This window comes from Pseudomonas sp. IPO3774 (assembly GCF_013386835.1).
Lineage (GTDB): Bacteria > Pseudomonadota > Gammaproteobacteria > Pseudomonadales > Pseudomonadaceae > Aquipseudomonas.
In genome coordinates this window covers 1-26,008 of sequence record NZ_JACAQY010000058.1, presented here as the reverse complement: position 1 = coordinate 26,008, position 26,008 = coordinate 1, and the positions used below count along the sequence as shown (strand labels likewise).

Genomic DNA, 26,008 nt, shown 5'->3' with positions numbered 1-26,008 from the left:
CAAGGTCCGCCGAGAACAACGTTACAGAGCAACGATCACGCGGGAGCTAGTTTTGATAACTGCGCTCGACGCTTCATATGCTCACTCGCGACTCTCACAGCCTCGTCAGTTCGCCCCCACAGACCCTTTATCTGTGCGACGATCTCCGGCCGCGCGGTACGTGGATTCCCCGAGTTCATTGTCGGCTGCGGGTCGTACTCGAGCACCAGCTGCGTAAACTCTGCCGCATCCTGGCCTTTAAGCTCGGCGATGACCTTCAGCGCAAAGTCGATACCTGCCGTTACACCGCCACCTGTGATTCGGTTCCTGTCGACGCATACCCGTTCGTAGCTCGGTTCGATACCCAGTGCGATGAGGGGTTCGTAGAAAGGCCAGTAGGTTGCTGCACGGTAGCCCTCCAATAGTCCCGCCATAGCAAGAAGTACAGAGCCTGTGCATACGGCAGTTACATAGGTGGCAGTCTGTCCTGCGCGAGCAATAAAATCGAGCAACTCCCGGTCCTTCATGATTTCAGGGGTTCCTCCGCCACCTGCGACAAACAGCACGTCTAGGTTATCTGGAACGTCATCAATCGTGATCGTGGGGTTCAGGGTGACGCCCATATCCGTGGGAACGGGCTCCAGCGTCTTCCAGATGATGTGAGTTTTGGCATGAAGGCCGAACGCCGTCTGTGGGCCAGCCAAGTCCTGCAGAGTGAAACCAGGAAAAATTACCATGCCAATCTGCAGTTGTCGGTCTTGAATCTTATTGCTCAGCTCATCAGACATTACCGTCTCCTCTCGTCGTAGTTGACGAAAGAGTATTCCTGCTAGACGCTACACGTGAGTGGCTTAAATGACATCAAGCGATCGTTTTCTGCCAGTTATTTGATTTTGAGAGCGGGGGTCAACGCCGTGCATAAAATTGCGGTTCTGGTATTGAATGACGTGGTGCCGTTGGACTTTGGTATCGCCTATCAGGTTTTCGCTTTGGCTTCTCAGGTCGATGGCAGCAACGCATACGAGGTTGAGGTGTGCGCACCCGAGCGGACAATTCGGTCTGCTGGTTTTGATATGCAGGTGCGGTACGGCCTCGACCGTCTTGAGCTAGCGCACACTATCGTCGTTCCAGGGTGTGAAGACCCGTTTGGAGAGGTTCCAGAGGCAGTAAGAATCGCCCTTCGCGAGGCATATGTTCGTGGTGCACGATTGGCTTCAATCTGCACGGGGGCTTTTATCCTTGCCGCGAACGGTCTTCTTGATGGAAAACGCGCTACCACCCATTGGCGTTTCGCCGAGGACTTGGCCAAGCTTCACCCAGAGATACAAGTAGAACCTAACGTTCTGTTCGTCGATGAAGGAAGCATCGTGACTTCGGCCGGCGCGTCAGCAGGATTAGATATGTGTTTGCATCTCGTGCGACGCGATTTTGGTCAGACTGTTGCGGCAAACACTGCCCGTCTAGCGGTCGCGCCACTGTACCGTGACGGTGGTCAGGCCCAGTTCATTCGTCAGGAGCTTCCAGGCTCTTCAACGAGCTTAATGCCCTTGATCGAATGGATACGGGACAATCTGAACAGTTCGCACACGGTCGACAATCTTGCGGCGCGTGCCAACATGAGCTCTCGCACCTTCGCTCGGCGATTTCAAGAACAGACCGGGACTACACCTCTACAGTGGCTTCTCACCGCCCGTATTGATCGAGCGCGTGCATTGCTTGAGGAGAGCGAGACGTCGATTGATCAAACGGCACTTCTTTCCGGATTCGGGTCTGCGGTGACCTTCCGGTCGCGATTCCGAAGGGTCGTTGGCCTGACGCCGACGGAGTACCGTCGTCGTTTCAGCTCAGCAAACTAAAATCCAATACCCGCAGACCATGGGTTTGGATTTTCAGGACGACCGACACGCTCACATCGATGCGTCAATCGCCAATTCCGCTGGCGATCAATGACAGTACCTCGCTCGGCGCATTTTTCGGGGCACAACAAATTCTGGATGGGAGGGCTGTAGTTTCACTACGGCGAAGCCAAGAACTTCTCATGGACAAATGCTAGAAAATCTTGCCCTTATGCCAGCACCTTAGCCTGAGTCTTTACTGTCGTAAAGCTGGGCGCTATCAATGGATTTCTGGTCCGAGAGACCCGATAGGCGGTCAGTTGTAGGCCGGGTTTGCCTCATACTCCCTCCGGCTCGAGTGTCATGACCATTGGCTATGCGCCCGTGGGTAATCAAAAATATTTCAGACCTATATCACCTCTATGAACGCCCACCTGTATCGACTGCAGTTGGGATTTTGGCGTGCCTGCACTTCGCTTAGCACGCTCATCATTTGAGAGGATCTGCGTATGTATAGCCCTTGCCCAAGTTGTAACTCTGGACGCATCGTCACGAAAAATATCGGCAAACAAGCAGGCGGTTTGATCGGTGCCGCAGGCGGCGCCGCTAGTGGTACAGCTGGCGCTCTGTCCGGCGCTGAAGCTGGAGCTGTTTTAGGTGTCGCCGGAGGCCCAATAGGCATCGCAATCGGGAGCGTCGCTGGGGCGATTTTAGGGGGGTTGTTTGGAGGGGTCGCTGGCGGTATCGCCGGGGCCACGCTCGGTGAACAGATCGATGACAAGGTACTGAATAACTATCAATGCCTAGAGTGCGGTTACAGCTTCAGCGCTAATCGCTAACTCATCGAGTCAGCCCCTGTTTCTCATGCAAACAGGGGCGCCCCTTTTGTGAAAGGACCTATTCCCATGGCTCATCTCATTGAACAAATGGCTTATGTTGGCGCAACTCCCTGGCACGGTCTGGGTAGTCGTCTTTCTCCGAAACAACCCATCGAAATCTGGCAGCGCGAAGCGGGTATGGACTGGAAGATCCAGGACAGCCCGGTGCATTTCAAATCCGATAGCATCGGTGCACTTGGCTCAATTCACACCTTCCCTGACCAGAAGGTTCTCTACCGCTCCGATACTAAGGCCCCGTTGTCCGTGGTTTCTCAGCGCTACCAGGTCGTGCAGCCGCGCGAGGTCTTGGAGTTCTATCGGGACCTCACTGAAGTATCGGGCTTCGAGCTGGAAACGGCCGGCGTACTCAAAGGCGGTCGCAAGTTTTGGGCGCTGGCCCGCACTGGCCAAGGTACGACCTTGAGAGGCAACGATCAGGTCAATGGTTATCTCCTGCTGGCCACCTCCTGTGACGGTACCTTGGCTACCACGGCCACACCTACAACTGTGCGGGTAGTTTGCAATAACACGTTGACTATTGCGCTGGACGGTTCGGCCAAAGCGATCAAGGTGCCGCACAGCACGCGTTTCGATCCACAGGCAGTTAAAAAGCAACTCGGTATCGCCGTCTCGCAATGGGACAACTTCATGCACCGGATGCGAATGCTATCTGAACGCAAAGTTCAGTGGCATGAAGCCATGGGATTCTTCATGAACGTGCTGTGTGATGCCAATCCGAACATGCCACTACCGGCAGTACTTCCCAACGAGCGGGCGCTACGCAAGGTGCAATGCCTGTATGAAGGTCAGGGCCGCGGGTCAACCCTGGAGTCAGCTCAAGGAACCGCCTGGGGCCTGCTCAACGCCGTGACGGAGTACGTCGACCACGAACGCCGTGCGAGAAGCATCGAGTACCGTATGGACTCTGCCTGGTTCGGGCAAGGAGCACAGCTCAAGCAACGGGCGCTGGAGGCGGCGCTACAACTTGCAGCTTAGGCCTAGTTTTCACTGTCCTCATAAACCCCTTCCCCATTCTGTTCTTCCACTCCCTAAACGCCTGATCAGCTTCGTGCTGGTTGGGCGTTTTTATGCCTCAAGGAAATGATTATGAGCTCTCAATCCCTACTACATCTCAGAACTAAACCCAGTCCTGCCTTACGCTTGGTCGGTACCAAACAACTGCCGCGTGAGGACTGGTTGACCGTGCGCAAGCAAGGCATCGGCAGTTCAGATGCCGCCGCCGCTGTGGGCCTGAACCCTTATAAATCACAGCTGGAACTGTGGATGGAAAAAACCGGGCGTGACACCTTACTAACCATGCTCGATCCGCAGGATGAGGAAAGCCCCGCGTACTGGGGCAACATCCTGGAGCCGATTGTCGCATCCCATTACACCCGGCGCAGCGGTCATCGGGTCCGCCGGGTCAATGCGGTTCTGCAGCATCCTGATCCCAAACTGGCCTGGATGCTGGCCAATATCGACCGTGAGGTTATCGGTGCGTCAGAAGTGCAGATTCTCGAATGCAAAACCGCCGGCATACACGGCGCACGTCTCTGGAAAGAAGGCGTGCCCGAGTATGTGCAGTTGCAGGTCATTCACCAGTTGGCCGTGACTGGCAAGCAGGCGGCGGATGTGGCGGTACTGCTCGGAGGTCAGCACCTGGAAATCCATCGCATTGAGCGCGATGAGTCACTGATAGCTCGGCTGATCGACCTGGAACGGCTCTTCTGGGATTACGTCGTCAGTGACACCCCACCGCCGGCAGACGGTTCGGCCTCAGCGGAGCAAGCTTTGCGCTGTCTGTATCCGCACGACAATGGACAAACCCTAGACTTTAGCCAGGACACACTGCTCTGCACGGCCTTTACCGAGCTGCAGAACGTGCGCAAGTCGATTGCTCTGCAGGAGGCGCAGGAAGCTCAACTTAAGCAAACACTGCAACAGGCCATAGGCGATGCCAGTCGGGCGACCTTCGCAACCGGCAGCATCATGTGGAAGAAAGCCAAAGACAGCTTGGCTCTGGATATCCCCCGCCTGCTAAAAGAAAAGCCTCATCTGCAAGTTCGCTACTCGACCACCAAAGCCGGTAGTCGACGTTTTCTGCTGGCTTAAACGATCGTCCGCTCCTCCCTTATCCCCGTGCCCTTTCCCTTCAATGCCACCCTGGTCGCTCACGCGGTCTCGGTGGCGTTTTTATTTCAGTGACAGGAGAACTCCCATGCTCAAAGGTTTAGCCATCACACCGCCGGTTTTAGGCCGAATTTCCATCGGCAAAGTCGTCGAAAAGAACGGTAAGCGTCTGCCAGAAAAGGACGATCAATTTACCCTCACCTCCCAATTACATAACCGTGACGGCTGGTTGCTGCATCCCCTTAACGAAGAACTGCGCAATGGTAAGGACGGCAAGCTGCGCAGCATTCCGATCCGGCTGCTGTTCAACGAGCCGGACCTCAACTTTCGGGCTGACTACAGCCTGTTCGACCGTAATACTGGCCGGCCGCTGTGCGTCGGCAATGGTGAGACCTGCAAGCGTCTGACCAAGGATGGTATTCAGTCGTTGCCCTGCCCTTCACCGGATGGCTGTTCACTGGCTCAAGGCAATGCCTGCAAACCTTACGGCCGGCTCAACGTTGTGATTGGCGATGACGATCCACTTGGCAGCTTTGTCTTTCGCACTACCGGCTACAACAGCATCCGCACCCTCGCAGCGCGACTGCATTATCTGCAAGCCATCTCCGGCGATCGACTGGCCTGCCTGCCGCTGGAGTTGCGTCTTCGCGGTAAGTCCACTCGCCAAAGCCACGGCGCACCGATTTTCTACGTAGACATCACGGTACGCAGTGGTCTGGGCATGGAGGATGCCTTAATCGCAGCCAAGCAATTGGAGGAGACCCGCCAAGCCGCAGGCTTTGACCAGAGCGCCTTGGATCAAGCGGCACGGCAGGGTTTTAACAATGGGGCCTTTGAAGACAGCGAGGAGGACACCGGTGCCGTCGTCGAGGAGCTCTTTCCTGTCATTGAGGATCAGCCCAGCCGCATAAAGCTCAAAACCCCATTGGCAGCGCCTGACAAACCCTCACTCGCCCAAAAACTGGAGTCGCAAGCCTCGCAGCACAAAGGCAGGCCTTCGGTTCAGTAGCCCTTCTCAACTCTTCTGCGTTCGCCCTATTCGCTCAGGAATCCCCGAATGAAATATCACAAGCTGATAGCCGGTGAAACAACCGGTACCTATGTCATGGAATCCCCGGTTACCGAGGCTGACATCCTGCAAATGGCGCAACAACTGGCAATGAGTCGTCTGGCTAAAGGCCGGGCATTGACGGAACCAAAACAGGTTTTTAGCCATCTGCAAACGCTGCTGCAGTACCACGAGCACGAGGTCTTTGCGCTACTACTGCTCGACAGCAAACATCGAGTGATTGCCTTCAGGGAGCTATTTAGAGGCACGCTGGATGGTGCCAGCGTGTACCCGCGAGAAGTGGTCAAGATTGCATTGGAGCTCAATGCTGCAGCGGTAATTCTGGTACATAACCATCCATCCGGCGATCCTGAACCAAGTCAAGCCGATCTCACGCTAACCCTGGCGCTCAAGAGCGCCCTCAGCATGATTGGCACCCAGACGGTGGATCACATCGTTGTAGGTCATGAAGGCTGCGTATCTCTGGTTGAACGAGGTTACCTTTAACTCCAATGTACACACCGTCCGATGGACCGCCTTTGGCATTGCTAGGGTGGTCGTCGGCACGGTGTCTTCTATTTTTTTTGTGATTCAGCGTTGTGCTCAGCTTCTGCTGCACCCGAAACCATGGGAACCATCCCCAAAAACCTTCGTGCTCGACTTACACAGGTAGCTTGCACGATGGAAGAAGGCTGCCTGTCCGGCTATCTCGTCGCGATACAAGTGATAGTAAGGATTTTGTGGAATCTCGACCAACCCCCTGACGGCTTCTACTGATAGCCCTAAAGCACTTGCCCACGCTCCTTCCAAGCGATTAAACATATTGTCTCTGCCTGATTCGAGCTTACCCAGCGCATTGAATGCATCGTAGTTCAGCAAGATCGCAAAGTGATGATGTGGTCGCCCGTGCTGCCCTTGTTCCCTAGCCCAGACGTAACGCACCTTGGTGTCGTGTGCGTACTTATTCACAAGTTTCGCCATTTGGCGATTGTGCTTGATCTTGGCTTTAAAGGATTCGATGAAGCGGTCAACAACTTCGTTTGTGAAAGCGTAATCGGGCAATTGAATGTTGGTGGGCAACCGTAGATCGAATCTAAATGCAAATATACGACGGTACTGATTAAGCGCTTGAGATACCGTCTGATGAAGACGGTCAAGGTACTCTTGAATAAACGGTCCCTTATCTGCTTGTAGGCCTAAGCCTTGATAGCAGCCTTCGTAATGAAGGGTCAAGTTCGAATTGCCTGGATGTCTAGCCATGATGAAGCTCCGAGTATTTGGTTTCATATAGTCAGTACGCCAAGTACATTTCCACCTCACACCTCAAATGCAGAGCACTGCACTGCCTAGATAAATCACCCCCTCTAATACAGACTCCATGATTAACTAGTAAAGGAGTGCCAAATCCATATCAGAGATGCTGCATGGCATAGTACCAATACCGAAAATTCTCTGACGGCATGACATTAGACAAAACACTCGCAAACCTCATTGAAACGCAATATTACAGACACCACAATTACTCTGGAAAAATACCACCAAGAAACTTATCCTTGATGGTGTTAACTGAATCTGGTTAATCAAGCGTATAACGCCAGCCACAGGAAAACCTCAAGTGCTCTTGTTCACCATTTGATCCCGCTCATTAACTTTATGCAGTATCCAATCATGAACTTCACTTTCCAACCAGCCTACACAGCGCTCACCCAACGATATAGACTTTGGAAAAATTTCAGCCGCAATAAGCTTGTAGACAGTAGACCTCGCAAGGCCTGTGAGATCCATGACCTCTTTTAGTCGAATAATCCTCATGAACGTGGCTCCTCTGTTCGTTCAGAGGATTGGCAAGGTCAGTAAAGAATAACGAATTCGGCCTACCTATCGAACCGCACACAGTGAACCGACATTCATAAAACCGCGGGGCGAGCCCTAAATTGCTACCGTCTTTTTTCGCCCTCTCATACGCCTTCACCTGCATCTCCCGAAGCCGCTACAGACCTCATGCGCTACGCTCCTGCCGCCCTATGGCCTGAATAACTCAGGCCTAGAGCTCATCAAAGCTCAGCAATACAAGACAAAAGCGCTATTTTCGACTACTTTTATTCTACTAGAAGTATTCTTAAGAAATACTAGATCACTCCTTAAAAGATTCTTGATATTATCTTGATAAACGCTCAGACCACGATGGGGAAATAAAATGACCGTTCACCATAATGATCGTCTCGCCCAAGTCTTAGGCGACTCAAAAATCAGCAGCAGGCGTGATATATGGCTCTGGTTCGCTCTCAATAATTATGGATTCAATCTCGGTCCGCTTGAGCGATCAGGTCCAGCTATAAGAGACCAAATGGCTAATTGCCTGCATGGAAACCAAGGATTAATAGAGAAAATAAACCAAGACCGACAAATTCAACTTCTCCCTGAAGAAAGCTTCAAATGGTTTAACGAAGGGAACAGGCAAATAGAATGGCTCAAATCAAAAATAGCAGAAGCCTCTGGATACCAATGGCTCAGCAGTCCGCTGACCTTACACGGAATGGACTTGTTACTATCAATAATAGATCGATGGCCAACAGATATTACGCATAAACAACTCGTTTTAAATGACATAAGAGTCAAGTGGGAGACACACAAAAAAGGCGACAAAGTATTTAAATGGTTTAGAGGTAATGACCAGAAGTCTGTGCTCGCGTGGGAATGGCTTAGCAAGCATTCATCAATACTCATTAGCTACCGCCAGCCATTTGAAAACTTTGAAGACTTATTAATTTTTTTTGATAGCGTCACCTACACGGTTGAACAAAGAGATCTTTACATTGAAAAAATAAAAAAGAGGTGGGCACAGCAAAAATACAGAGAAAATCTAAAAGGTAAATCTCAATATAATTTTGTGCTTTCAGACAAAGCAGTCGAAGAGCTCGAAAAGTTAGCTAGTAAGTACGAAATAAGCCGAGCAAGACTTCTAGAAATCTTGATAGAGACGGAAGCAGAAAAAAACGACCATATACCTGAACGAATCAGAACATCACAACTACTGAAAAACCTATAACAAAAACAGTAACATTAATCCCATAATTGAGTGGAGTGATAACTCTCAAAAACTTATAGCTCAGACTAGACTACCGCACTCATCACCTAGTGCTTTATCTAACAATTTAAGGAAACGCTCGCCTAAAACATACGACCTTTTTTATCGCCCCTTACCTAAGCGATCTAAGGAGCTATAGATAACCACATGCATCTTTGACTCTGTAAGGAGACCTTCGACCACCCGCTCACTTCTTCGGAGGTGTTCAGGAGCCCAGATCATGAGATGCCCAAGCTCCCGGTCGTAAGGAGCCGTCAGCACCGCGATGGGTTGTGGTTAATAAAGCGGTGAAAGCAGCGCTGCAGTTGGCTCGTCAGACGTCGCCGACCGGCAGCCGCAACTTGCTGACCCGAGACGAAAGCTACGCCGCGTTCCTACAACAAACCGTGCTCCCCGCCCGCGAAACGCTGCATGAACACGGACTGAAGGGTTGTCATGAACTGCGAGCGGCCTACGCCTGCGAGCGTTACGAGCAGCTCACTGGTCACGCCACACCGGTCAATGGTGGTCACTGCTATCGCATTGACCGCAACCTTGATCGACAGGCGCGACAACAGATCAGCGTTGAACTCGGGCATAACCGGATCGATGTGGTTTCGGCCTACATTGGAGGTCGAGCGTGACCAAGATCCTTGATATGGAGTTGTTCCTGAGCGGCGTACTGACCGGCTCGAAGGTCACGCAACAACGCCACCTACGCCAAGCCCGAATCATGCAAGCGGCCATTCAACAACGATGGCAATGCGATAATCCCTGGACCTGGCAGCTCAAACATGTGCGTTGGCTTTTGGCGCAACACCTCAAGGATCGTTCCCAGGCTACCCGATATTATTATCGGCTCACGAGCCTACTGATCTGGAAACGGATGGGAAATACACAACTGTAATTAGACCTCTCCTACTTCGCCGCAAGACTCATAAATCGAACGATGGAAGCACAAGTACTTCTTGTGCTCAGCAGCCAACCAGCGCAGCCTCATCCCGGAATGAATGCCTAACTGTTGTAGATCCGCAACAGGAATTCGAGAAGATACCAGTAGCCCCCCTTGATCATCGAAGCTGATCAGAAATCTATCGAACAAAGCGTCCAGATTAGCGGTAAGCAGAAAGCCATTAAAAACATCTAGCCGCTCCGCATCGGATAGACATTCCGCCCAAGGTTTGGCGTGACTGGCACGCAATACCTCAGGCAGTGCAACACCTGTCACGGCACATGAGCTACCCCAATACTCAAGCAATGCATCACGGAATTTTTGCTGCCCCACACGCAGGCGTACCAAGCGCTCGATTTCGGTACCTGCCAAACCATCAGGCAAAGTTGACAATGCCTCGGCAACAGCCTTACTGTAGCCAGTTGCAGCCTGGCTAGGTAATGCAATGGATAAACTAGCAGTTCGACGCAGCAAAGCTGCTAATGCTGCTTCGTTGGTTACTCTAAAATCGCCGCCGGCCTGCTGTTCTGCTGAAAAACTGCGTATCAACTCGGGCAGCAAAGAAGCCATGCCTGACATGACGGAGATGTCGAAACCACTGCCAACAACCGTCACTGTGGCACAGGTTGGGTGTCGAGCCGACGCAAGGGTGACGCTACCTACCTCATCAGCAAATGTGTGTTCAAAGCCATTGTCCGTGCCGCTTTTTTCTATTAGAGCTCGCTGAAGAGAATTCATCGAAACATCATCCGTGCTTGCTTATGCTGGTTGAATAGGCAACAGAGCTGCACATGATTGTGGGATTTTCCAGGCAACGTCATGACAAAAAAGTCCTGCATCAAGCAAGTTCGACCGATAAACCGTAACCGACTAACTTGTCTGAGCCATTGAGATGAATCCGCTGCTTTCATATCGCTTCAGAAAATCGACGTTTGAAAAGCATGCCATCATCAAAACTAGGATCAAGTAACAGACACACCCGCTCGCTACCGATCAGCTCCGCTGGGGGAGGTGTGGTAGTGGTCACTATGTACTGAAACGGAATATTCGCGCCGACTTCAAAAGCTTTCTGCAGACGATCGGTTAATAGCAGGTACCCCTCATACAACCCGGCGCTCATATCTGCTTCGCGTGGGCAATCGTGAATGACCAAACCAGGAAACGCATTACCATCCCCTGCGCTTTCCATAAGGCATGCGATATCACCCAATAGAACCTCCAACACACGGTAGGCTTCACCGCCTCGCATCGATATTCGGAAAGGTCGATTTTCATCGCGGGGATCAAATGCGCCGAACGCGTCATTGGACAGCAGTTCTCCCGTAAGACGATCCATGATGCTGGCTATACGTTTTTCTCGGGTTGATAAATCTTTCTGTACTATCGCCAACTGAGTTCGGGTGCTACTTATATCGCGTTCAATGCCCTCAGACTTAGCACAGGACTGATCAATAGCAGCTTGGGAAACCGAGGAGCCTGCCGACTTCTCCCAACGTCCCATTTCAACAAGCAGTTCTTCTCCGCGACGAGCCTCATGAGACGTCTTATCCCGAACTTCACGAATTTTATTGCGCTTACCAACCAATTCAGTTTCGACCTTCTCCAGACTTTGAAGCTTAGCTTCGAACTGCTTCTTACGTTGAAGTACAGCTACCGCCCGTGATGCAGATTCCTCCATGGCACGACTCAAGCTTTTCTTATCACGCTCATCTCTTAGATTAGCCACCTGCAAGCGCCCAACTTCTGCCTGGATGTGCTGGCATTTCGAAAATGAAATATTCCCCTCTTGGCAGTCCCCTGCAAGTTGAGTGAGCCTCAGTAGTTTCACGCCAATTGCTTTATAGGCGTCCTCATCTCCCACCCTTGCTGCCTCAACATAATCGTACTCTAAGCTTGCCCTGTTGAGCTGAGTCTGTAGTTCCGTTACTTCTGCACGCAGCTTTGCCAGATTTTGTTCGGCTTCGTCTTGACGCTCATTCCAATCCTGCAATACAGACGCTGCTTTATCAGTAGCGTTACGCACTTCCTTTACCACTGAGTTAGCAAACAAATCCTCAGCGTGCATCGGCAAGCTATCCGATAGATTCCGCCAAGCACGTAGGTCAGACTCAATGCGCTTGCGGATCAATACTGGCTCATGCAATAACGCAGTCGTTTGCTTCTTAGCATGCTCCAGGTCCGTTTCCAACTCAGCCAAGCGACTCATGAGGCTTGATTCCGCCTGATCCAGCAAACCCAAAACTGCACGCATAATAATGGGTGGATCCTGGCGACTGCGTTGCAAACCCGTGCCCTCGCCCTCGCGCCAAGAGAAAAAAGACTTAAAGCGCGAACCTTGGTCACGGCTGATCCAAGCCAAGAGGTGGCGCCATTCAATAGCCTGATCAGTTTCCGGGATAGCGCGTGGCGTAACCTTAACCATCATTGTGTCGGAAAGGTGTTGTATAAATGAGCGGTCTGTATCGCCGGTTTCCTCGCCCCATAGCGCGTTGATGTCGTCACCTTCCAGAGCAATACCTTCCTTGTAGGTATTGAAATGGCGGAACAGAGTGAATACTTGGTCCTCTACATGCAAAACGGCCGCGACACCACCTTGCGGGAACTCACCGAACAACTCCTCACGCACCTCACTGACGGCCTTGGCTGTATCTCCCAGACACAAGCGCAGTAACAGGCATAACGAGGTCTTGCCAACCCCGTGGCCTGCTGCACGCGCTCCAGAGGCGCTACCAGCCAGCGGTTCCTTGGCCCAGACAATATTCAAGCCACGCCGAAAAGTAACGGTGCGAAGAATATGGTCAGGACCCGCTTCACGAAAGAGAGTCAAACGCTCGAACCATAAACGCGGACTGTGCCTCACTTCCGGTAATTGCTGGATCAATTCCTGCACCGCTTCGCTCCCTGCCTAGGCTTGTTTGCTTGATTGTTGACTAATCAGTATCTCTACGTCACCAGCACCAACCTGCATCTGCTTCGCAGCGTTCCACAGAATGCTAGCGACTGACGCAGCTTGAGTATCGACAATCAGATGAGCAGGAACATCTAGTCCCTTTAGCGCGACGAGTTGATCGGACTCCACTCGCACCAGGCCAGCGGCCTCGAAATAACGAATCCAATCCTGTATCCGACCACCTTCCAGTCGCGTGGAGTCGAAGATCCCGGCGTACTGATTTTCAAAGATCGCAACTTTTTTTGCATTCGTCTCCCCTACATAAGCCAACAACAATTCAGACCGGGCTGCAATAAGCGAAGCGTCGTACAACTGACGACGCGGTAAACGCCCTGCTTGCTGAATCAACGCGAGCAGCAGCCCCGCCAAACGAGCATCTAGCTCATCGCGAATAACGCCACGCTCCGAATAAGTTGGCTGTGTCTGTTGTCCAGGTGGTGGCATCAAGAGGCTGACATAGGCTTCACCACTAGCTTCTGCCAAAGTCATTCGGTCGAATTCACGCATAACTAAATGTAGAGTGCGATATTGACCGAAAGACTTAGTTTCATTGCTTTTAAGTACGCGAAACGTCTCGCTGGGATAATCTTTGCCCATAACATCAGCCGGATCGAGAATGTAGCGCAGATCGTCGCGTGCCAAGCCATAAAGGCGAGCGTAATAAGCATCAAGCTCGGCACGCAGCAGGGCACGACGATCGAGATCAAAAGCGAACGGCGGACCGTCATAACTCAGATCTCTAGCCCAAGGACCGAGGTCGTAGCTTGTGTAAGTGAGCTCGAGTAATCGTGGGACGATAAAGACTAAGTCGTCATCGGTATAACGGCCTGGTGCAAGCACGGGCAATTGCTTCAGGTAAAAGTAAGTTAGCGAAGTGCCACCAATTTTTTGCCGAGCGACGTAATCCAGCACAAGGGAGTTCATATTCCCAAGCAATGCCGCCACATGCGAGAAACTTGGCGATTTTTTAGCAAAAAATAGAGGGGTTTTATGATTAACCCCTACTCTTGGCATAACAGACGCAATCACTGTACGTTCGTCAGTCGCACGACAAATATCTCGCCACCCCATCAACCAACCGGGCGCCCAATCCTTTCCATTCAGACGTATCTCAACTTCCTCTGAGTCCACCCAATAGCGTGGTGTAATGCCGAAGCCAGGATTACTCTTTTCCTCTGCCGTGACATCTTGGGTACCTCCATCAAGCTTGTAGCTGGCCCAACGATGGTCGAATTGATGGATCAACTTGGCTTCGTACAGCGGCAGTCGATTGTCACCAGGCGTTTCATAGAACAAGTGGCTAGCGTTCGACATGTGCATCATAGTCATAAACGAAATGCCCCAGGGGTTGCCCGTCGACTTACCCTCTTCGATTAATACAGGGGTCACGTGATATAACTTCTTAGTCAGCTCGGCGTCACGCTTGCTCCGAAACACAGGACATGTGAGGGTGTTGGGATTGAGCAAAAAGAAATCTTCGGAAGATAGCTTGAACCACTTTTCTATCTTTCCAAAGTCCTCCACGCTCTTCGCCTCGAAAAGAAAATCTGCCGAATCCCCGTCCCCTAACGTAAGCAAACAGAAGGACTTCCTATCATCCGTCGCCTTGAACCATGCTCGAATTTCATACAGGCTTATGAGCCTAATCAGCTTTTTACGTTTTACTACATCGGCAAAAAAAGCCTTTGTAGTATCGTCAGTAGCTATGCCGGTCGGAACAATGAACCCCGCACGCCCGTTTTCCTTTGTAATTTGACTAATGGTTTCGGCAAATAACGCATAGGTGTTCACATCCCCTACGCCAGTGAGTGGGTAACGTCCGCCGTCCTCCCCTTTGACGTGCGCAAATAAACTAGCAGCTTCGGCCGTGCGGCGAGCACTAATAAACTCTGCATACAAGCGCTGCTCAACTTCACGATCGGACACGTTATATTCTAGTCGAGGGTAAAGGTTTTTTGACAGCGTACCTTCACTTAACCACTGAATGCGCCGGCTACGCTCGGCCTTGTTTTTTGAATCAAAGACATCCCGGTGACGAGTAGCGAAGAACTCCTCCTCTTGCAGCTTTATACGCTCCCACGGTGGGTTGCCTAATACGCAATCAAATCCACCGACTGCAAATACTTGCGGAAAAGCCAATGGCCAGTGCAATGCGCGGGCATCTACACATACCGCTCGCGCCGCGGCTAGTTGTTGGTGGTTCGCGTCGGAAAGCGTATCGCCTAGCAGCGTGAGATAGAGAGTGGCGCTGGTGGGGATGGAGCCTTGGCTGGCTTCGGTCTTGGGTAACAAATAAGCACCTAGCGCTAAATCCGCGGCAAGAGCCAAACGGCTGGTTTTGGCCGTCGCCAGGAACTCAAGGTAGGCAGTTTCCTTATCGATAATCTGTTGGGCGCTGTCTTGTGGCAGAGCTTCGAGCATCTGCAGGGCCGCTAATCCGTTACCGTCTTCAAACTCAACATCCAACTGACCGAACGCATGGGCATTTCGTTTCCTCTCCAAGTGCTTCAGAGCTGAGGCATTGGCTTTAGCGAGAACCTTACACACCTCCTTGTCATCTCCAGACAAAGGTTTGAAGGCATCCTTTGCGATACCAAATTCCAGTGCGCTCAGGTGAGTCAGGCCCAGCAATGCATCCCCACATTGGAGATGGTGATCAAGAAAGCCCAGAGGACGACCCTCCTCAAAACCTTCCAACCACAAAGCAGTACGCGCCAACTCCAATGCCATTGGGTTTCGGTCCACCCCGAAAATACAGCGACTGACCACCTCACGTAGAGCGTGCCTATAGTCCTGCGGTTTTACTGCTCCTTCGGGCGTCTGCAGTTGTGCGAGCTTTTCTGCTAGGCGACGGGCAGCTGCAAGAAGAAAGTGGCCACTTCCGCAGGCAGGATCAATCACTCGAATAGATAGCAGCGCCTCAATCGGGTTAGTGGGATTATTGTCCAAACGCTGCTCAATCACCGGGTCGAGCGCGGACTTGATCAGCTCCTGGACTAATGCGTCAGGAGTGTAATAGCTACCAGTAAGCTTGCGGGCGTTGCCGGCGACGCTACCCTCACTGGTCAGTCCGATAAAGCCAAAGCTTTTGGCGGGTAGGTCAATTTCCGGCACTAACTCCAAAAGGCTTTCGTATACACTGCCCAGCTCTTCTGGCCCCATATTACGGTAGTCTACCGGCGCCAGGGTGCCCCCACGGTTGGACCAGCGTAAGTTTTGCATCACGGCCAACAGATGAGCATTGCTTAAGCTCGATGCATCAAGCTGCGGGCACTGATTTTGTGCAAATAGTCCACCAAGTGCGGGCAAGGCCAAGCGAGACTCACCCCCATTTAGCCCATTGAAGACGATGCGTAATGCTTGCCAGTGATCATCAAAGCGATTGCGGCTACGACGCTTCAAACAAAGTTCGCGCAAGCGGCTCACAGCATATCCTTCGGAATATGAACGACGGGCGGCGATAGCTTCTTTATTCTCGTCTGCTGGATGCAAAAGGCCGCGCTCCTCCACACTGAACAGAAAGATGAGCCGATAGATAAGACGCAGCAATTGCTGAAAATAAGCATCCTTGCTCAGCTCTCCGTCGTGCAACGCGCGGCGCAGGACCTCGTTGCTAGGGTGCTGTAAAAAGCCTTCGCCCAAGGTGAGCAACGCTTGGGTGACGCCCAAGCGAAGACCATCACGTACACGGGTGCCCTCCTCCTGCCCGGCTTCGCGCCAACGCTCCCAGATGCAACTTTGTGGGTCATTGCCGGCACGACTGGCGTGCAACAGACGCCAGACATTGGTGAACTCGGCATAACGCTGACCGCTAAGTAAGTCTTGCAGGTCCACTTCCAAAAAGCTGGGACGGGTGAGTGTGGCTGCGTCGCGCAACAGACGAAGTTGTTTGCCATTACTGACAATCGCCCAGAGGTACTCGGAGCTGGCGTTAAGCAGTTCCTGCGCGAGTTGGAAAGCGGACTTTTTTCGGTTACCGCTGCCTGCGATAGCGAAGCACGTATCGGCATCATCCAAGCCCAATGTGTGCGGAGCAATGACGATGGGTAAAGATCCTGCGAGTAGCTGCACGGGGTAGTGACGCTCACCCACGGTAATGCCGTTGACTCGCAAAAGATTGCTGTAGCCAAAGGCATCTCTCAGCAGCTCATGCACTAGAAGTTGCGTGACTTCCCCTGCATCCAAATCCGTACGGTCTATTTGCGCAATAAAGTGTTTGTACTGGGCGCTGGCAATTTGGAAGGCCCGACTGTAGTCGTCCTTGAGTTTGAGCCCCTTAGGGATGAGGTAATCAGTTTCGGTTTGCCATTTAGCACTGCCAAGGGCGGCCTTTTCCAACTGGTCAGGCAGGAATAGACCGCCTTCGAGCTTAAGAGTAGGTAGGTTGAGCGCGGCCTGAGTTTTGCGAAGCTTTTTCATTTTTGACTTTCCCTAGGCCCGCTTACAGCGAATCCGGTAGCAGTACATACACACCAATCACATCTACCGGTAGACAGGGGCTAACGCTGTACTGACCAACATCTCGAGCGGCTTCGCGCACGCGACGATGGTCGTCCAACAACGAGTTGGCGCGTTCGGTAGCCAACGTTTCTAGTCGCTGCTGGTTGCTGACAAGGAAATCAAGAGCGGTGCGGATTTCGCGCTGCATGGTCTCAATGGGTAGGTTGCCACTAGGCGTACATTGCAGCAGTTTGCTGGCCAACTCATCACTCAACCACTGCGGACTACTGCGACCTATAACGGCCAGCGCCACAGTTTCTTCGGCCATCATTTGAAAAGGTTCGCGACGGCGCACATAGCCGAGCTGGTGGCGCAGGCGCAGCAGGTAAATGGTGGTAACCACTTCCACCGCATCGGTGAGAGTGGCAGCGCTGCGGGCAGCGATGGCATGCTCACTCGAAAGGCTATCTTCAAGCAGATATTCCGCTAGTACGGTGACCAGTGGATGGCTGCGGTGCAGCTCGTTGAAATCAATTATCAGCGGTTTACCGATGCCTTCATCGGCTAGACGCATCCTCAAAGCGTCGGGCAAGTGCTGTGGCAGCAATCGCTGGTGATGCGGCTTATGCGTGGGTTCCAGCGGGGAATTCAATCGGGCGCAGGCGCTTTGTACAAAGCGTTGAACGTCGGCCTGGGTACCCAGAGCCTGCTGCTGTTTTTGCCATTCAGGTAACACTTCATCAGGACGGATACGTCGTTGAGCGAATACCGTGCGGTTGGCCTTGGCTTTTTCCAATGCGTCCTGCCACTGGGCTTGCAGCGGCTGCAGTTCAACATTCGCGGCAGCAAACATATCTGGCGTATAGGGAGAGTTGATCCCGCCACGCTTCATAAGGGCAGCTTTCACCAGTGCTTGGCTGATGCGCTGCTCATCTTCGGGCATGGGTACTAATACGCCGAGCTCTTTCTGGATGGCCTCGCCCTTGCGCAGAATGACGTTAATCACAAAACCATCAACTGGGTTGTCCTGCCCATAGAGCATCGTGCAACGCACTTCCGCCGCTTGCTGACCAAAGCGGTCGACACGGCCTTCACGTTGCTCGTGACGAGTTGGATTCCAAGCCAGGTCGTAGTGGACGATGGCGGTAAACAAGTGCTGCAGGTTAATGCCTTCAGAAAGGCAGTCTGTGGCGACCAGAATACGTTGGTCCCCCTCCTCCATTGCGTCAACTCGCTCTCGACGTTCTTCTGGTGTGTATTCGCCGGTGACGGCTTCGATGGTGACCTTTGGGAAGGCTTTTTTCAGGTGCTCGGCCACATAGTGAGCGGTTGCGATATAGCGACAGAACACCACCGGCTGGTAGCCATCCTTAATCAGGGTTTGCAGGTGCTGAATAAGGCTAGAGAGTTTAGGGTCGCCGGCCTTGCCAGAAAGGCGCTCAGCCTCTTTGATGAGGGTTTGCAGGCGACTGCCATCTTGGAGTTGAGCTGGTGGCTCCAAGTCGCTGCTTTCCAGGTCATCAGCCTCGCCGTCACGTAAACGTTCGTCGGTCAGCAGATCGTCGAATTCGAGAGCGCCCTCAATCCGGGTGGTCAAGGCTTTAACTGCCGCTGCCGGAGAGGAAGCAACGCAACGCAACAGGGCAAGGGTGGCGTACCAGATCAGACGCACGCTGCCGGACTTTGTCTGCTCAATGCTTTCGGCAAGTTCACGGCAGTAGCTTTGTACTGCATCGAAAAAGCGGCCCCAGTCACCACTAAGCTGGTAGGTAACTTCGGTTTTCATGCGGCGCGGAAAACCACGGCCATCGCCGGTTTCCGCTTGCCATTCGGCTATATCCTTACGGCGACGCTGGACGAAATGGCGGGCGAGCTCCTGGCGCAACGGATCAGTGGTGGACATACGTCCTTGCAGTGCAGCAAAGCGCGGGTCAAGCAAGGAAAGTAAGTTGTAGAACGCGACTTCGTCGCCAGAATGCGGTGTGGCGGTGAGCAGCAGCAGATGGCGACTTTCGTCTTTCACCAAGCGTTGCAACAGCTCAAAGCGCAGTTGTTTACCAGCACCACTCCTAGCGCAGGTGTGTGCCTCATCGACAATTACACATTCCGGAGCAATGGAAAGGAAGTGTTCGCGGTGGCGTTCGCTTTTGATGTAGTCGAGGCTGACCACCACCACAGGGTAGTGATCAAACAGGCTAACACCGTGTGGCAGGTCTCGCTCAATGCGGCTAGCGCTGCTAGAGGTAAGCGCGACGGCTTGCAGATTGAAGCGGGCTTCCAACTCACTTTGCCATTGTTCGACGAGGTGCGGCGGACAAAGTACGGCAAGGCGGCTAATCTCACCACGATCCATCAGCTCGCGGGCAATCAAGCCGGCTTCAATAGTTTTGCCGACACCTACGTCATCGGCAATCAGTAAACGTACAGTCGTCAAGCGTAGGGCCATCAACAACGGCACCAATTGGTAACCACGAGGCTCGACGGCGATATTGCCAAAGCAGCGGAACGGGCCACCACCGTTACGAAGCTTTAAACGCAGCGCATCGCGCAATAACAGAGCCGATGCATGGTTGCCAGCCTGTTCAGGCTGTGGCCATGGGAAGGTTGCCGGTTCGACGGGCTCAAGCTCAAGCTCAGGAATCAAGGCGATGGTATCGTCATCTGCGCCACCCAACGGGCGCAAACGCAGCCAGTCGCGTCGAGAGTCGCTTTGTACTACCCACTCGCGCCCACGGGCGCGAATCAAGTTGCCGGGCATGAAATCGTGTTCGAGCGTCGTCATTGTTGTTTCTCTGGCATGTCAAACACGTCAGCATGGCGGGCGAACTTGACTGACCATTGTGATGGGTCGGAAAAGTCAATCACTTGCCAACCTTTGTCGACTAGTAGGCTATGCAACTCATTGGATACCGCCTTAAGGAATACTAATGCGCGGAGAGCTTTGTACTGTCCGGCTGCAATAGCCATCCCATTAAGGACTGACACATTGATGGTATCGGGCTGACGGTGCCCTGCCCGACTAAGGACTTGCAGCCATTGCTCTAGTAGGTCATCACCGCCGCTGACTGAACTGCGTGCCGCCGCGACAGGTACCTGACCCGGTTGTACTTGGGCGTTGGCCAACGCCACCAGAAGCTTGAGTGCATCAGCGTTGCGGCGATTGATGTGCTCGTGATCGGGCTGATTGAAGTATGAAAGTAGGCATTGGTAGCAGCCGGCTTCGCAGATACGGCGGCCCATTGCGTCGATTTGTTCTAGCTCGGGTAGGTTGTCGAACTGCCACTCACCTTGCGGTACGTTGTAATGCATAAGACTCAGGGCGCTGCTAGCGACTTGCGCAAGACTGGCAGGCTCGCTTGCTAGGCGGGTTAGCACTCCTGCACCGCCTTCGGCTGCCTCGTAAAACATCAACGCCCGGCGTTCGTCGCCTTTGGGCAATGGCTCAGCGACCAGTTCGGACTCTTCGATCTGAAAGGTCATTTCAATACCGCGCTTGAGCGCTGCCTGCAAGGTAGCCATCGCCTCAGTGGAAAGCGGGTGCAGCGGTGCCAAAATCAACAGATTTCGATGATCCTCGACAAACGGAACGATGCGCTGATTGGGTATTTTGTCTAGTAAGACTTCGTCATTGCCGCCGTCTTCGCTGCCACTAGGATCGTCCTGCTTGCTCCAGGTACCAGTGATGGGATTAATGTAGAAGCCGAGCTGTTCCTTATTCTTACGTCGACGCCAGCCTCGATTTATCCGCCACAAGCGGGCGGCGGGAGCATAGGTGAGCTCGGCCAGTACGTCTCCGCCCTGCTGGATTTCCGCCTTACGCTTCTGGATGACACCATCAGGCCCAGGCAGGAAACGGTAGGTAGTTTGTAAGTCGAAGCCTTGACGTTGTCGGTCTTCATCATTAATGGAGATGCGCTCGACAGCTACGGTTTCGACAGTCTCGACGCGATAAAGCTCACGCACCCAATCATGCTCGGTTAGCAGTGCATCACAGTTTTCACAGGTGTTAACGGCGAGCTGCCCGCCGCCGGGCTCCCCCACGTGACCATATCCGCACTGGTTACAGACCAATGAGGCAACAGTAGCCAACTGACTGTTGCCCGAAATGTGATCAGACGAGCCGACGTTAAGTTTGGCACGCACCACGCGATACATGCGACCTTGGTGGTAGATAAGGCTGCGCGGGCCAAACTCAGAAAGGCCTAGAAAACGCGGACGGCTTACCATACTGCCTTCGTCGTCCTTGCCGGAATTAGAAATACCGCCACGAGCGGGAATCCAAGCCATAAGCGGCAAACGAGGGAAGTTGTAACCTGGTAGGAATCCTTGGCTGGCCAAGTAGCGATAAGTATAGAAATCCGAGTTCTGCGTATTGCCGCTCTTGAGCAGTACGGCGTATTGACGAGCGGCATCCCCATAGCGACGCTGGGCGTTTTGTCTTTCGCTGTTGGAGGCGGTATGGCTCTTTACAATTTGGTCAGCCATATTCATCTGTGCGCGGGTGGCATCGAACAAGACCCGCCAGCGCTCAAGTGCGTTGGAGAACTCTTGTGGCGCCTCTTTAATGACCTGCTGCACATAGTCGGGTTTAAACCAGTCGCTGCCATTTAGTTCGTTTTGCAACTGAGCGATGACTCGAGAAGCGCTGAGCTGTGCTCTTGCCTGAACCGCGGGGTCATTGAGGGCATCGTAATAATGCTGGATAAGCGGTTTTTCTGGCGGATCTAGATCAAGCATAAGTGCGATGCTGGAGTCTAGGGCTACTTGTGCGCAGGCCAGCCAGACGGCGTTCAGGTGACTTTGTATGAGATCACGGTTGGCCAAATCGAGGGTGGGGGGCCGTACTATGCCATGCACCATCTCATTGGCATGATGGAAAAACCATTGGTCGTGCGGGCTCTGAGAAGCGCAGTAAGTGACGACCAACGCCTGCTGTCCGGAGCGGCCTGCCCGGCCACTACGCTGCGCATAGTTAGCTGGGGTTGGTGGCACGTTTCGCAAGTAAACGGTGTTAAGCGCAGAGATATCCACACCCAACTCCATGGTTGGCGAACAAAACATGACAGGTAAACGCTCAAGCGGCGCTTCATGCGCTGGGTTGCTCGCCCAATCCTTGCGGTCTTTCTCGGTATAGCGGAATCGCTGCTCCAGCAATTGCCGCGTTCCTGCATCGACTTGGGCAGTGTGTTCATGCGCCTCAAAATCGAACAGCGAATGACCGCTTTGTCTCAGCACCGTAGCGACACTGAGATAGAGCGTACGGAAGAAAGCATTAGCTCGACTATCATCACCCTGGGCATCGTCAGTGATCAGACACCAATCCAGCGCCGCTGCATTCAAACGCCAACCCACCAGTCGCTGGTCAATCGGGTGCTTTTGCACATAGCCATAAAGGTTAGCGGCCTGCAGCAAGGCTTCCACTAAGTCGCGCCAGTCAGCATCTTTCCAGCTCGCCACTTGGCCAGCTACTGAAGTTTGCTTCCAGAAAGACGCTGTTTTTATGTCGCGCAGAAGGCGCGAACGTGGGCCACCTGGCATCAGATCGGTTCGAGGTTTGCCCTTGTAGTCAGGACGCTTGTCCAGGATTAGATACTTGGCAGTTTCCAATTGCTCGTCAGCGGCAAAGGCCCAGCGATCATTGAGGTAGGAGAAAGCATTAGTACGGGCTTTATCCTGCTCTACGGCATCTAGGTATCGGCTCTCCAAACACAGACCGCGCCGCATGGCATCAAAAACTTGCTGGCAGAGGAATGTGCGATTGTGCGCATTCAGTTTGCTCAGTGTAGAGTTTTTGGCAAAGGAGGCATCGTCTGCACAGAACTCATCCAAGCTGCGATACCGAATGGCAAGCAGACCCAACTGATCAAGGTTCGGATTGTTGAAGCGCCAGCCTCGGCGAAGGTCGCGCAGCAACCGATATCCGATAATGAAACGCAGCGTGCGTTGCGCCTCCTGCCGTGCCAGTCCCATAAGTTTGGGAGTACGCAGGTATTCAACGAGAGTGGCGTCATTCAGTTGGTCAAAGCCGAGCGCCTTGAATACCGAGTCGGCCAACTGCTCTTCGGTCAGGAGCCCCTGGCTATTTTGCAGCGCGCCGATCAAGCCGGAACGCAGTGTCAACAGAAAAACAAAATCGTTGAAATGCCCCGCCTGCAGAGCGGCATCCTGACGGTTGTCGGTAAAGCCCAGAAGTTTACGAGGATCGGCTTGTCCTGGACCCGGGTCCCCCTCGGCAAACAGTTGACGCAACGCACTCAAAGTAAGGATGGTCGTGGCAGATGAACGACCCTCGCCCGAAAGGCTAGCGAGACGGTTTATGTCTTTGCCGTGGGCTTCATGCACTTGCGAGCATTTTAGGCAGAAACGGAATTTGCCGGGGATATACCAGAAAGACTCGCCGGAACCCTCATCACCTCTCACGCTCACTGATGCTTGGTAGGGTACTAGTTTTTTGTAATTCTGCTTGAGTTTGGGTTCGTCTTTGCTCAGGTCCAACCAAGTCTCGGGCAAATCCTCTAAAAGCCCACCATACTTTTGGCCGGATTGCACCGGACAGAGAAAACCAAAGGCAACGTCTTCATTGTCATCGGCGGCTATATCATCGATTTCGCGAGGCTGGTAGCTGGTGGGCAGTTGCTTGGAAAGCCACACAGGGTGGTATTCTTGGCCGCAGTCGCGACAGAAATGTACGGGGTATAAATGGACACCTTCGTCCTGCCGTCCCGGCGCAAACCGCTGCGCGTCGAGGGTCACATGGCGCGCGCCCTGAGCCTCCAGAGTAGCCAGAACTTTTCCCGGACCACTGATGAACTGATGCAGCTTGAAGGCAAAGGGCGGGCGGCCTTGCGGGGTTCTGATTTCATGAGCAGCGACCAAAAAGCGTTGCAAACTAACGCGAGCATCCTCCGGAGTGACTCCAGCCACCTTTGCAAGTTTGGCGCTAGCATCATGCAAAGTCATGGGTTTGGCACGGCGTGGAGGTTCATTGTCCGAAAAAGCGATCCCAAGATTTAGCTCTACCCAGATTGCCATCGGGTCAGCGCGAAAAGACTCGAATCCTTCCCAGGCAAACTCCTTACGGCTCAACGCAATTTTCAGTTTCGGTAGAATGGCCGCTACATCCTTGAGCGGATCTGTTACCCGTTCCAGCGTTTCGCCAATGACGTCTTGCTCAGTAATGCAAGCGCCAAAAAGCTTGCTAGCGACCTCTGCCACCGTTTTGTTGCGGTCGGCTTGGCTTCCTGTGCTGGACATAGTCGCAGAGGTGCCAATGCAAACTAGCTCATCGGCTTGTAAGCGCTCGCGCAACCGTCGCACCAGCAACGCAACATCAGCCCCCTGCCGCCCGCGATAGGTATGCAGCTCGTCAAGAATCAAGAACTCCAGGCCATGACAATGCTCAACCACCCGCCGATCGTCCTCATCAAACCGAGTAAGAATAAGCTCCAACATCATGAAGTTAGTGAGGAGAATATCCGGAGGATTGTCAGCAATGGCGGCGCGTTCGATACGCGACTCCTGCCCGGTGTAACGAGCGACGGTGAATGGCTGCAACCCTTCAGGGTAACCATGCAAGAATTTGTCTAGCTCTTCCAGCTGGCTATTGGCTAAGGCGTTCATTGGATAGATGACGATGGCGCGGGTACGCGGACTTTGATCCTGATCCTTGGCTTTTAAGATCCGATCGATCACAGGAATAAAAAAGGACAAAGATTTACCGGATCCTGTGCCAGTCGTGACTACATAGCTCTGGCGACCCTGACCTTTGGCCAAGGCTTGTAACTGGTGGGCGTAAAGGTGCAGCGGTTCCGGGTAACCTTCCGTTTTCCCTACCTGAAAAAGCTCGGCACAGGCTTTGTGCAATAGGCCGTCCCCAGCAAGTTGCTGCACCGTACCCTTGCGCTGATAGTTTGGGTTGATCTGGATAAGCGGTTCAGGCCAATAACGACCACTGGCATACTGCCGTTCGACTTCCTCTCGGATGTCGGCAGCCTGAATCCGGGAGAAGCTGCGGGAAAAGCTGCTGTATTCATTTATCAATTGATCGCGGAAATTGAATACGTTATCCATGCTTTGTTTCTCCTTCCACTTCGATTTGATAACCAGCAGTCATGAATGCTTTGCTCTCGCCTTCGAGCGTCTGCGGACGCGTCAATACAATGTGCTCAAGGAAGTTCACGTACCCACAGACGGATTCCCCCAGCCCCACGCTTTTTTGCAATGACAAATTGCGACCGGCAACCCGCTCAGCCTGCCGAGCAAACAATACGCTCGCGGCATTAGACAAGCGATAGCGTTCGGACATCATCACGAGCCTAGTGCGCAGCTGTCACTGGCACCACCGGCCTTAACCCAGGCATCCACCTCTGTTTTCTGGAACTTCCAAAGCCGGCCGACCTTGTGTGCCGGCATGTGGCGCTTGGCAATCCAGGCGTACACCGTGTCCTTGCTGACGCCGAGGTGCTCGGTGATTTCTTCAACGCTAAGCCAACGGTCTGTCATGACTAGATCCACGGAAACAAGATCGCGGATCTTAGCGGATTTAGCCTGTTTTAGTAGGGTTAACTGGATCGCCAACAGAAGTACCTTGACTTAGCGAGCCAGTGATCAGCAATCCTAGGCACCTTTGCTGTCCAGGTAGCAATCACCGGCCACAATGTCCGGTGCCATACGCGCAATCATCTCCGACTACAACCAACTAATGGCAGCTAAGGAAATTCTGAAAAAGA

General features: G+C 52.9%; 18 protein-coding genes and 1 pseudogene. 9 read left to right on the top strand and 10 right to left on the bottom strand.

Features of this window, described 5'->3' with window-relative positions; all coding sequences use genetic code 11:
• Positions 1-35 precede the first annotated feature (35 nt).
• A complete protein-coding gene (locus HYE77_RS26805; RefSeq protein ID WP_025110503.1) occupies positions 36-767 on the bottom strand; it encodes a DJ-1/PfpI family protein in 732 nt (243 codons plus the stop codon).
• Between the two features lie 54 nt (positions 768-821).
• Here HYE77_RS26805 and HYE77_RS26800 point away from each other — a divergent pair, with 54 nt between their 5' ends.
• From HYE77_RS26800 to radC, 6 genes are all read left to right on the top strand, one after another.
• Positions 822-1,835: a GlxA family transcriptional regulator gene (locus HYE77_RS26800; RefSeq protein WP_371321571.1), complete on the top strand. Its 1,014-nt coding sequence runs from the start codon at positions 822-824 to the stop codon at positions 1,833-1,835.
• A gap of 488 nt (positions 1,836-2,323) precedes the next feature.
• Positions 2,324-2,653 carry a hypothetical protein gene (locus tag HYE77_RS32725; protein ID WP_008436736.1) on the top strand — a complete coding sequence of 110 codons (330 nt, stop codon included), beginning with the start codon at positions 2,324-2,326 and terminating at the stop codon, positions 2,651-2,653.
• Between the two features lie 66 nt (positions 2,654-2,719).
• On the top strand, positions 2,720-3,688 hold the full coding sequence (locus tag HYE77_RS26795) for a DUF932 domain-containing protein (protein ID WP_047335639.1): 969 nt from the start codon (positions 2,720-2,722) through the stop codon (positions 3,686-3,688).
• Between the two features lie 111 nt (positions 3,689-3,799).
• On the top strand, positions 3,800-4,804 hold the full coding sequence (locus HYE77_RS26790) for a YqaJ viral recombinase family protein (protein ID WP_177069903.1): 1,005 nt from the start codon (positions 3,800-3,802) through the stop codon (positions 4,802-4,804).
• A 106-nt stretch (positions 4,805-4,910) separates the two neighbouring features.
• On the top strand, positions 4,911-5,831 hold the full coding sequence (locus HYE77_RS26785; protein WP_177069901.1) for a hydrolase or metal-binding protein: 921 nt from the start codon (positions 4,911-4,913) through the stop codon (positions 5,829-5,831).
• 48 nt (positions 5,832-5,879) lie between these two features.
• On the top strand, positions 5,880-6,377 hold the full coding sequence (gene radC / locus HYE77_RS26780; protein WP_177069899.1) for a DNA repair protein RadC: 498 nt from the start codon (positions 5,880-5,882) through the stop codon (positions 6,375-6,377).
• A 96-nt stretch (positions 6,378-6,473) separates the two neighbouring features.
• Here radC and HYE77_RS26775 read toward each other — a convergent pair whose 3' ends face one another.
• Both HYE77_RS26775 and HYE77_RS26770 read right to left on the bottom strand, forming a co-directional pair.
• On the bottom strand, positions 6,474-7,130 hold the full coding sequence (locus HYE77_RS26775; RefSeq protein ID WP_177069897.1) for an inovirus Gp2 family protein: 657 nt from the start codon (positions 7,128-7,130) through the stop codon (positions 6,474-6,476).
• 351 nt (positions 7,131-7,481) lie between these two features.
• Positions 7,482-7,682, bottom strand: coding sequence for an AlpA family transcriptional regulator (locus HYE77_RS26770; RefSeq protein ID WP_177069895.1), 201 nt, complete (start codon positions 7,680-7,682; stop codon positions 7,482-7,484).
• A gap of 385 nt (positions 7,683-8,067) precedes the next feature.
• On the opposite strand from HYE77_RS26770, the gene HYE77_RS26765 reads away from it, so the two are divergent.
• The 3 genes and pseudogenes from HYE77_RS26765 (at position 8,068) to HYE77_RS26755 (ending at position 9,844) form a co-directional block, all read left to right on the top strand.
• Positions 8,068-8,919, top strand: coding sequence for a hypothetical protein (locus tag HYE77_RS26765; RefSeq protein ID WP_177069893.1), 852 nt, complete (start codon positions 8,068-8,070; stop codon positions 8,917-8,919).
• Between the two features lie 278 nt (positions 8,920-9,197).
• A pseudogene (locus tag HYE77_RS26760) lies at positions 9,198-9,581 on the top strand (integrase); the annotation flags it as partial.
• A complete protein-coding gene (locus HYE77_RS26755; protein WP_177069891.1) occupies positions 9,578-9,844 on the top strand; it encodes a hypothetical protein in 267 nt (88 codons plus the stop codon). The pseudogene HYE77_RS26760 and the gene HYE77_RS26755, both read left to right, overlap by 4 nt.
• Here HYE77_RS26755 and HYE77_RS26750 read toward each other — a convergent pair whose 3' ends face one another.
• From HYE77_RS26750 to HYE77_RS26720, 7 genes are all read right to left on the bottom strand, one after another.
• Complete coding sequence (locus HYE77_RS26750; protein WP_177069889.1) at positions 9,845-10,627, bottom strand: HNH endonuclease; 783 nt, start codon at positions 10,625-10,627, stop codon at positions 9,845-9,847.
• Between the two features lie 169 nt (positions 10,628-10,796).
• Positions 10,797-12,779, bottom strand: a complete 1,983-nt coding sequence (locus HYE77_RS26745; protein WP_371321570.1) for a hypothetical protein — start codon at positions 12,777-12,779, stop codon at positions 10,797-10,799.
• A gap of 15 nt (positions 12,780-12,794) precedes the next feature.
• Entirely contained in the window at positions 12,795-17,258 is a 4,464-nt protein-coding gene (locus HYE77_RS26740; RefSeq protein ID WP_177069888.1) for an Eco57I restriction-modification methylase domain-containing protein, read from the bottom strand.
• A 22-nt stretch (positions 17,259-17,280) separates the two neighbouring features.
• Positions 17,281-20,061 carry a helicase-related protein gene (locus HYE77_RS26735; RefSeq protein ID WP_177069886.1) on the bottom strand — a complete coding sequence of 927 codons (2,781 nt, stop codon included), beginning with the start codon at positions 20,059-20,061 and terminating at the stop codon, positions 17,281-17,283.
• Positions 20,058-25,349, bottom strand: a complete 5,292-nt coding sequence (locus tag HYE77_RS26730) for a DEAD/DEAH box helicase (RefSeq protein ID WP_177069883.1) — start codon at positions 25,347-25,349, stop codon at positions 20,058-20,060. Before HYE77_RS26730 ends, HYE77_RS26735 begins: the two co-directional genes overlap by 4 nt.
• A complete protein-coding gene (locus tag HYE77_RS26725) occupies positions 25,342-25,584 on the bottom strand; it encodes a hypothetical protein (RefSeq protein WP_177069881.1) in 243 nt (80 codons plus the stop codon). The genes HYE77_RS26730 and HYE77_RS26725 overlap by 8 nt, the downstream gene beginning before the upstream one ends.
• A 2-nt stretch (positions 25,585-25,586) precedes the next feature.
• Positions 25,587-25,781: a helix-turn-helix domain-containing protein gene (locus tag HYE77_RS26720; protein WP_122517440.1), complete on the bottom strand. Its 195-nt coding sequence runs from the start codon at positions 25,779-25,781 to the stop codon at positions 25,587-25,589.
• Between the last annotated feature and the right edge of the window lie 227 nt (positions 25,782-26,008).

Excerpts from the sequence above, each read along its gene's own strand:
- HYE77_RS26805 (WP_025110503.1), bottom strand. The coding sequence starts at position 767 with ATGTCTGATGAGCTGAGCAATAAGATTCAAGACCGACAACTGCAGATT.
- HYE77_RS32725 (WP_008436736.1), top strand. The coding sequence starts at position 2,324 with ATGTATAGCCCTTGCCCAAGTTGTAACTCTGGACGCATCGTCACGAAA.
- HYE77_RS26795 (WP_047335639.1), top strand. The coding sequence starts at position 2,720 with ATGGCTCATCTCATTGAACAAATGGCTTATGTTGGCGCAACTCCCTGG.
- HYE77_RS26790 (WP_177069903.1), top strand. The coding sequence starts at position 3,800 with ATGAGCTCTCAATCCCTACTACATCTCAGAACTAAACCCAGTCCTGCC.
- HYE77_RS26785 (WP_177069901.1), top strand. The coding sequence starts at position 4,911 with ATGCTCAAAGGTTTAGCCATCACACCGCCGGTTTTAGGCCGAATTTCC.
- radC (WP_177069899.1), top strand. The coding sequence starts at position 5,880 with ATGAAATATCACAAGCTGATAGCCGGTGAAACAACCGGTACCTATGTC.
- HYE77_RS26775 (WP_177069897.1), bottom strand. The coding sequence starts at position 7,130 with ATGGCTAGACATCCAGGCAATTCGAACTTGACCCTTCATTACGAAGGC.
- HYE77_RS26770 (WP_177069895.1), bottom strand. The coding sequence starts at position 7,682 with ATGAGGATTATTCGACTAAAAGAGGTCATGGATCTCACAGGCCTTGCG.
- HYE77_RS26765 (WP_177069893.1), top strand. The coding sequence starts at position 8,068 with ATGACCGTTCACCATAATGATCGTCTCGCCCAAGTCTTAGGCGACTCA.
- HYE77_RS26750 (WP_177069889.1), bottom strand. The coding sequence starts at position 10,627 with ATGAATTCTCTTCAGCGAGCTCTAATAGAAAAAAGCGGCACGGACAAT.
- HYE77_RS26740 (WP_177069888.1), bottom strand. The coding sequence starts at position 17,258 with ATGAAAAAGCTTCGCAAAACTCAGGCCGCGCTCAACCTACCTACTCTT.
- HYE77_RS26735 (WP_177069886.1), bottom strand. The coding sequence starts at position 20,061 with ATGACGACGCTCGAACACGATTTCATGCCCGGCAACTTGATTCGCGCC.
- HYE77_RS26730 (WP_177069883.1), bottom strand. The coding sequence starts at position 25,349 with ATGGATAACGTATTCAATTTCCGCGATCAATTGATAAATGAATACAGC.
- HYE77_RS26725 (WP_177069881.1), bottom strand. The coding sequence starts at position 25,584 with ATGTCCGAACGCTATCGCTTGTCTAATGCCGCGAGCGTATTGTTTGCT.
- HYE77_RS26720 (WP_122517440.1), bottom strand. The coding sequence starts at position 25,781 with ATGACAGACCGTTGGCTTAGCGTTGAAGAAATCACCGAGCACCTCGGC.